We start from the raw sequence: 7,054 nt of genomic DNA, 5'->3' as shown, positions 1-7,054 counted from the left end.
GCCCGCCGATCACCTCCTGGAGCTTGCGCGCGTACACCGCGTCCGGGGCCTCGGGGGTGGCGTTGTACTGGAGCTTCTGCTGGTGCAAGAACATCCTGACCTCCGTCATCGACTGCCGTGATCTGGTCGAGACCGGCGTGAAGCTAGGCACCGCTCGACCAGTGGTGCTCTCCACGCTAGCCAGCTACCCACCCAATGGGAAGCAAGCTGATCGAATTACTGTCTCACCCAGGAGCGACCGTCCCACAGGCGGCGCGACAACCTCGCCGAGGGCGCGGTGGACCGTTGAGGACTCCCGGGTTGCAGTGATGGTTTCCCTTACGGTCGTGTCCGGCTCTGATGCGGGTGTTCCGTCTCAGCGGGCGAACAATTGCCGGTTGGAGCATGGTCGGCGGGTTTCGGTGTCGATGATCTCGGTGGCGACCTCGGTGAGGCTGCGGTGGCTGTTATGGGCCGCTGCACGGAGTGTGTGCAGTGCTTCCTCGCGGGAGGTCTCGTAGCGGGCCATCAGCATCCCGGTGGCGGTGCCGACCTCTCGGGCAATGGCCTGGGCCTGTTCGGTGCGCCGGTGGTGGTGATCGGTTGAGACCGCCGCCACGGCTTGAGAGGCGAGCACGCTCCCGGCCCACAGCGCCGGCGCGTCGAAGGCATCAGTGGCGTCGGAGTACAGGGTCAGCCCCACGGTGGTGCCCGGCTCCTTGGGCAGGGGAAGACGGTAGGCCACCAGACCCGCCACACCGAGGTGCTGAGTGGCCTGGGCGGTGAACACGGGCCAGCGGCGGTCCCGGGGCAGATCTCCGACCAGGTGGACGGCGCCCTCCAGTGCCGGGTCCACGGTGGGGCCCTGACCGGTGGAGTGTTGGAGGGCGTCGGCGTCGGCGGCCATGGGGGCGGTGGCCACCAGAGTGCGGAACCGCCCCTTTCCGGCCACGCTCACGCTGGCCCACCGGGCGCCTCTGACGTGATAGACGCCCGCCTGGGCGATCGCGGCCACGGCTGCCCGGGCCGGAACCGTGTCCAGCCGCTGGCTCAGGGAGCTCAGGACCCGATTGATCTCGGCCAGCTGTGCCGGGGAGCTGATGCGCGCGGTCCTGGTCATGCCCGGGCACCCCCGCGCACGGGCAGCCACGTGCCCATCCTGGGGCACCGTTGTGCGGTGTGCGTGGCGACCGGTGTCATGCCGCCCCTAGATCTGAGGTCTGCAGGCGGCGACTGGTCCGGACCGGAGCCAACCGGTGGGCGGGCAGGTGGTTGGGGACCAGTAGCTCTACCGGGCTGGCCCCGTCCGCGGCTTCGTCGTGGTCGATCGCCCAGCGCAGCAGGTCCACCGCGGTCGGCTCCACATGCGTGGCGGCGCTGAGGTCGATGCTGACGATCACCGGGGGGATCAGCGTCCGGGCGCGGCGGATCAGCGGGTACAGGACGTGCTGGTTGGCCTCGGTGAGGCACCCGGTCACGACCAGGCGCACATAGGTCCCGTTGAGGTCGATCTGGACGAGCACGGAAATCTTGTGGTCCATGAGAGCATCCTTCGTCGCATGCACTTCGTCTCATGGCCGCCTTCTTGACCTCTCCCCACGGTACGCGTGTCGCTCCAGACCGACCAGGCATTTGCAGGATTTGCACCCCGGACCCATGGGTACAACGGGCGGCAGACAAGGTCCCCACAAACTTCGTGCGTCCTGGACCCAGGGAGCAATCGCCGCCTCAGGCTCGACCGAACGGTCGCAGGCTGTGCAGCGGCCAGCAGAGCCAGAAGGAGGTTCCGCCCCTGCCGCTGCACATGAGCCCGTTATGGGCTCGGGAGGAGGACGAGTAGAAACTGGTGGAAGAACTCGTCCCACCCTGCCTATGGGTACCTACTCGAGTCATAACAAGGGCCTTCGTGGGTGGTCACCGGTCAAGGACCACAGCAAAAGATGCCGGTGAACACCCGGTCCGGTGAGTCTCCATCCCTGCGGCGGCGTGGGCCGGCGGGGCCGTGACGATCGGTACGCATCCGGGCACAGCACAGGTGAACAGTGCCACATCGGCTGCAGAGTTGTTGCTTCGGACCCGACCCCGGCCGGTCTCAGCGCCGTGGGTCCTCTCACCGGTGACTGCCTGTGGTCATTCGGTGGTGAACCGGTGGGTGGGCGGGGCCGGATCGGGCGCCTGGCCGGTGGTGCCGTGACCATGCAGGGAGGTGGCGCAGGCGACTCCGGCGGCTACGCCCTGGGCCATGGCAATGGGCACAAGTTGCAGGCCCGGGGCGATGTCCCCGGCCGCATAGACCCCTTCAACACTGCTGAGCTGGCACGAGTTGACGACGACGTGGCCCTCGTCGTCGAGCTCGCACCCCAGATGGGCGGCGAGGCTGTTGGTGGCGTGGTGGGCGTAGGAGAAGAACACCGTGGTGCCCTCCACCAGGCTCCCGTCGGCCAGCCGGAGGCCCTCCAACGCCCCCGGAGCCCCGAGCAGCGCTTCGGCCACGCCGTCCACGACCTCGATCCCGTGCTCGTGCAGAGCCGCGCGCTGGTCCTCGGCGAAGGCCCGGTCGGTGGTGTCGGTGACGACCCGCACGGTGTCGGACCAATCCAGCATCTCCGAGGCATAGGCGGGCATGTGACTCCCGGTGCCCAGTACGATCACCGCCTGGTCTCGGACGTCGAACCCGTCGCAGGCCGGGCAGTGGTAGACATCCGTGCCGTAGTGGTCCTCGAAGCCGGCAATCCGCGGGAACTCATCCCGCACCCCGGTGGCCAGCACGATCCGCTGGGCAGTGATCTCCTCGCTGTCGACGGTGGCCAGGAACCCGCCGTCCTGGGTGCGCTCGAGGGCGGTCACCGTTCCGTCGTGGAGGATCACGTGGGGGTACTGGTCCAGCCCGGCGCGGGCCTGGGCCAGCAGAGTCTGCGGGCTGATGGGGTCCCTGCCCAGCAACCCGTGGGTGTGGTCGGTGAACCGGCTGCGATGCTCACCGGCATCGACCACCAGGGTGGAGCGCTGGTACCGGCCCAACCAGGTCGCCGCCGACAAGCCGGCGACACCACCACCGACGACCAGGACATCAACAGCGGACGACAGTTCACGGCTCATCGGTTCTCCTCAGCCTGCGGCGGATACGCCATCGGTTGTCTGACACCACCCTATGGGCGGCCTCGGGCGCCGTGCCGAGGACGGGCGCAGACAGGTGGAAACAACCGATGGAATACCGCAGCGATTGCGACACCCCAACGGTGGAAAAGGACGCCGGTTGATGCAGTGAGGACCCAGACCACCAAGCTGCACTTTACATATGGCCGGTTAGAGGCTAGCCCGCCAGGCGAGGTCATCGAGATGGTGCCAGTCCTGAAGCCAAATCGACCGTGTGCGATACGGATCGCGCTGCAGTAGGGCTTCTTCCATCAAGCCGACTGAACTGTCCGATTCTGTGACCTCACCGGGGTGTGTGCTTGGCCGGACCGGTGGGTGCGGCCACCATCGGCACCCGGGTGCCACGGCCGGCAGACCCGGCACCGCAGTGATCGTTGCTCAGGAGGGATTTTGATGGGGTCGGGCGCGCAGGACGAGCTCGAGCTCGAACCGGGTCTGCGGGTCGTTGAGTGTTTCCCCGAAGACCTCGCGCAGCTGGTTGACCCGGTAGCCGACCGTCTGTTCGTGGACGGCCAGCTCGGCGGCCATCGCGGCGCGGTGCCCGTGGTGCTTGAGCCAGGACAACAGGGTCGCCCCCAGCCGCTCCCGCTGGGCGGGGCGCAACTGCTCCAGCGGGGCCAGCCGCAGGGTAGTGAGGTCCTCGACCATGGCGCGGTCACTGAGCAGCAGCAGCTGGGCGAGATGCTCCGTGACCCACACCGGTCCTTCCTTCTCGGGGTTGTGCTGCAGCAGGTCCCGGGCCATCACAGCCAGGCGCAAGGAGTCAGGTGCTGCTTGCCAGGGGCGCCCCGGACCCACCACCGCGTTGCGACCGGCGAGGGCACGCCCCAGCTCCTGGCGCGCTGTCGGGGAGGAGGGCTCGGGCACGACCGCCACGACGTCGCCGGGGCGGGTGGTGAACAGGACGCGGGCGCCCAGGCGGGATCGCAGCCCCGTGCGCTGGTCGGCGGGCAGGGTCACCACTACCACCCGCTCGGGCAGGGCCCAGCCGGCCGCGAGCACGGCCGCGCGCACGACGTCCTCCTCGACGTGGCCGCGGATCAGCATCTCCGCCACCGTGTCCAGCAGCCTGTCCTGCTCACCGGCCCGCTCGGACTGCTCCAGGGCGTAGCCCTGGGCACTGGCGGCGGAGAGCTCCTCGATGTAGGCGAACACCGACTCCGCCAAAACGATCAGCACCGAGGCCTCGGCCCCGGCTTCCATGGCCACCTTCGACATCGACCGCAAGGTGGTGCGGGCCCCGGAGCGGTAGGCGCCGAACAGGGCGTCCATGAGCCGGCCCTGATGGACCTCGGCCCGGCCGAGCAGCTCATAGACGAGCCGATCCTCATCGCGCAGAGCCGGTTGGGCGGTTCCGGCCAGGTCCAGGAAACGGGTCAGGGCGGATTCGACCCCCCGCTGGATCTCGCCCCGCAACGGACCGTCCAAGGAGGGGGCGTAGACCGGGACGTCCCGGTGCACCCCCGACAGCAACTCCTCCGTGAAGGCGGGCACATGCCCCGTCAGCAGCGGCGTGAGCGCCGGCGGCAGCGCCGTCCACGGCAGATCACGATCCACATCAGACACCGCGCACCCCATTTCATGGTCTCGCCACCGTCTCTCAGGCCCGCAGAAGACGAGCAGCACTCAACGCGTCAGGTAGAACGCCGATGGTTGGCGATCTGGCCCGATCGCATCTGCTGTCCTGTGCAGGGTGAACCGAGCACCCGACGACCGGTTGCTTGAGCATCAGCAGATCGGTCCTGCTTCTATTGCACCGCCGGCACCACCACACGGGCCAAGGTCCAAGGCAACACTGTAAGGCCCGATCTCCACGTGGCACGCCCACAGGAGCGGCGGGATGATCTGCCGACCCGGTGCCGGTGACCGGTCGCTCAGCCGATCACGGTCAGGGCCGAGAGGGGCGGATTCGACCCGCACCGTGGTGATCGGTGGGCGTGCCAGGATGTGAGCATGCCCTCGACATCGCACGGCGCCCAGCGTCCGCTGGCTCCTGGGCGCAGCAACAAGCTGCCGCCGGTCCACGGCGACGCCGCCGGAGGAGTCACCGTTCCGGTGCGGGTCGCCGCGGCGTGGTCGTGGCGGCTGATCATCATCCTCGCGGCGGTGGGTCTGGCCGGCTATCTGCTCGCCCGGATCACGGTGGTCATCATCCCGGTGCTCATCGCGGGGTTGCTGGCCGGGTTGCTCTTCCCGCTGGTGAAGAGGCTGCGGGCCCAGCACGTGCCGGCCGGGATGGCGGCGGGACTGGTGGTGCTGGGGCTGATCGGCGTGGTGGTGGGTCTTCTCGTGATCGCCGGCCGGCAGATCGTGTTGGGCTTCGCCCAACTGTCCGGCAGCGTGGTGGCAGGCACCCAGCAGCTGCTCGAATGGCTCGAGGACGGGCCGCTGCAGCTGAGCGCGAGCACCGTCAACGACTGGATCAACGACTTCGGCACCACCGTCCAGGACAACAGCCAAGCCATCCTCACCGGGGCGGTGTCCTTCGGCGCCACGGCCGGCAACGTGCTGACCGGCCTGGTGATCATGGTGTTCACCCTGTTGTTCTTCCTGATGGACGGAGAGCGGATCTGGCTGTTCGTAGTCAGGTTGTTCCCGTCCCACGTCCGTCGGCCGATCAACGGAGCGGGCCGGCACGGGTGGGGATCACTGGTGCAATACGCCCGGATGCAGGGGTTCGTGGCCTTCGTCGACGCCGTGGGCATCGGGGGCGGGGCAGCTCTGCTGGGGGTGCCTCTGGCGCTGCCCATCGGCATCCTGGTGTTCCTGGGCTCCTTCATTCCCATCGTGGGAGCGGTGGCCACCGGGGCTGTTGCGGTGCTGGTGGCGCTGGTGGCCAACGGATTCACCAATGCGCTGCTCATGCTGGCGGTGGTGCTGCTGGTGCAGCAGATCGAGGGCAACGTCTTGCAGCCGCTGCTGATGGGCAAGGCAGTGTCCCTGCACCCGTTGGCAGTGTTCCTGGCCGTGGCCTGTGGGGCCATCCTCTACGCCATCCCCGGGGCCCTGTTCGCGGTCCCGGTGATGGCCTTGGCCAACACGGTGGTGCGCTACCTGGCGGGCGGGCACTGGCGCACCGACGACGAGATCGCCTGGGAGCCCTATTACTACCCGTGGGAGATCAAAAAGCACGCCCGTCACGACCGGTTCACCCGCGAGCAGGTCATGGCGCAACTGGAGCGTTTCCGCCGGACCCGGGCCAAGGAACGACTACACGCCCAGGCCCAGCGACAGCAGCAATGACCTCAGGGCGGGCAGCAGGGCGGCGACCTCAGGCCATCCCTCACCAATGAACAATCTGATACTGGGACGGCGAGGAGATCAACGGCCGAAACCGGCCCGATCCTGGTCAACCGGGGACAGCACAAGGGCCCGCTCGTGAACAAGCGGGCCCTTGTGCTTCAAGCGTGCGGATTCTCAGGTCTGCACCACCGAGAATTCAGCGGCCGGGGCCATCCACACCGGTGTTGTAGCCGCGATCGGTGTGATCCTTCTTGTTCCTTTTCAGTCCGGCCAGACCGGCCAGGCCCAGCAGGCCGGCCAGGCCCCACAGGCCCATCTCGCCGTTGTCGTCTTCGCTCTGCTGGGTCGTGGTGGCGGGAACGGCCACTTCCGCGGCAGCGGCAGGGGCTGCCACGCCGGTCAATGCGGCCAGGGAAAGGGCGGCGGTGGCTGCGGTCTTGCGCATCTTCGCTCTCCTTCGGTGCGGGGAAGGACCCTCGGCTGAAGGTCTGATCGTCACCCTACTTCCAACACAGTTCTCCGGCGACTCCTGCAGGTCAGAGGCCTCGACCGGCCCGGCGGAGGACGACGCGGGCAGCTTCACCCTCATGGCGTGCCCATGGCCATCCGGGACAGGCGGACGGTAGCGTCAGTACCCTGGCGAATGGGCGAGTTGTCGCCAGTCCTGATCGTCGGA

The 7,054-nt window shown here is 68.2% G+C and carries 7 protein-coding genes; 1 reads left to right on the top strand and 6 read right to left on the bottom strand.

Annotation, left to right across the window (positions count from 1 at the left end; all coding sequences use genetic code 11):
* The 5 genes from ACYVM4_RS04470 to ACYVM4_RS04450 form a co-directional block, all read right to left on the bottom strand.
* A partial coding sequence (locus ACYVM4_RS04470) for a manganese catalase family protein (RefSeq protein ID WP_460667828.1) occupies positions 1–94 on the bottom strand: 94 nt, incomplete at its 3' end.
* A 261-nt stretch (positions 95–355) separates the two neighbouring features.
* Positions 356–1,099 (bottom strand): ANTAR domain-containing protein, encoded by a 744-nt coding sequence (locus ACYVM4_RS04465; protein ID WP_460667754.1) that lies wholly within the window; start codon positions 1,097–1,099, stop codon positions 356–358.
* Positions 1,100–1,175: 76 nt separating this feature from the next.
* Positions 1,176–1,520 (bottom strand): hypothetical protein, encoded by a 345-nt coding sequence (locus ACYVM4_RS04460; RefSeq protein ID WP_460667753.1) that lies wholly within the window; start codon positions 1,518–1,520, stop codon positions 1,176–1,178.
* A 589-nt stretch (positions 1,521–2,109) separates the two neighbouring features.
* Complete coding sequence (locus tag ACYVM4_RS04455) at positions 2,110–3,078, bottom strand: NAD(P)/FAD-dependent oxidoreductase (RefSeq protein ID WP_460667752.1); 969 nt, start codon at positions 3,076–3,078, stop codon at positions 2,110–2,112.
* Positions 3,079–3,513: 435 nt separating this feature from the next.
* A complete protein-coding gene (locus ACYVM4_RS04450) occupies positions 3,514–4,701 on the bottom strand; it encodes a helix-turn-helix domain-containing protein (protein ID WP_460667751.1) in 1,188 nt (395 codons plus the stop codon).
* A 387-nt stretch (positions 4,702–5,088) separates the two neighbouring features.
* Here ACYVM4_RS04450 and ACYVM4_RS04445 point away from each other — a divergent pair, with 387 nt between their 5' ends.
* A complete protein-coding gene (locus ACYVM4_RS04445) occupies positions 5,089–6,378 on the top strand; it encodes an AI-2E family transporter (RefSeq protein ID WP_460667750.1) in 1,290 nt (429 codons plus the stop codon).
* A 196-nt stretch (positions 6,379–6,574) separates the two neighbouring features.
* On the opposite strand, the gene ACYVM4_RS04440 is transcribed toward ACYVM4_RS04445, so the two are convergent.
* Positions 6,575–6,823, bottom strand: a complete 249-nt coding sequence (locus ACYVM4_RS04440) for a WGxxGxxG family protein (protein WP_387610568.1) — start codon at positions 6,821–6,823, stop codon at positions 6,575–6,577.
* Between the last annotated feature and the right edge of the window lie 231 nt (positions 6,824–7,054).

The organism is Kocuria himachalensis (assembly GCF_054784195.1).
The sequence above is the reverse complement of the archived record's forward strand: the minus strand, read 5'-3'. Positions and strand labels throughout refer to the sequence as shown.

Coding starts and splice junctions, on each gene's coding strand:
- ACYVM4_RS04465 (WP_460667754.1), bottom strand. CDS start 1,099: ATGACCAGGACCGCGCGCATCAGCTCCCCGGCACAGCTGGCCGAGATC.
- ACYVM4_RS04460 (WP_460667753.1), bottom strand. CDS start 1,520: ATGGACCACAAGATTTCCGTGCTCGTCCAGATCGACCTCAACGGGACC.
- ACYVM4_RS04455 (WP_460667752.1), bottom strand. CDS start 3,078: ATGAGCCGTGAACTGTCGTCCGCTGTTGATGTCCTGGTCGTCGGTGGT.
- ACYVM4_RS04445 (WP_460667750.1), top strand. CDS start 5,089: ATGCCCTCGACATCGCACGGCGCCCAGCGTCCGCTGGCTCCTGGGCGC.
- ACYVM4_RS04440 (WP_387610568.1), bottom strand. CDS start 6,823: ATGCGCAAGACCGCAGCCACCGCCGCCCTTTCCCTGGCCGCATTGACC.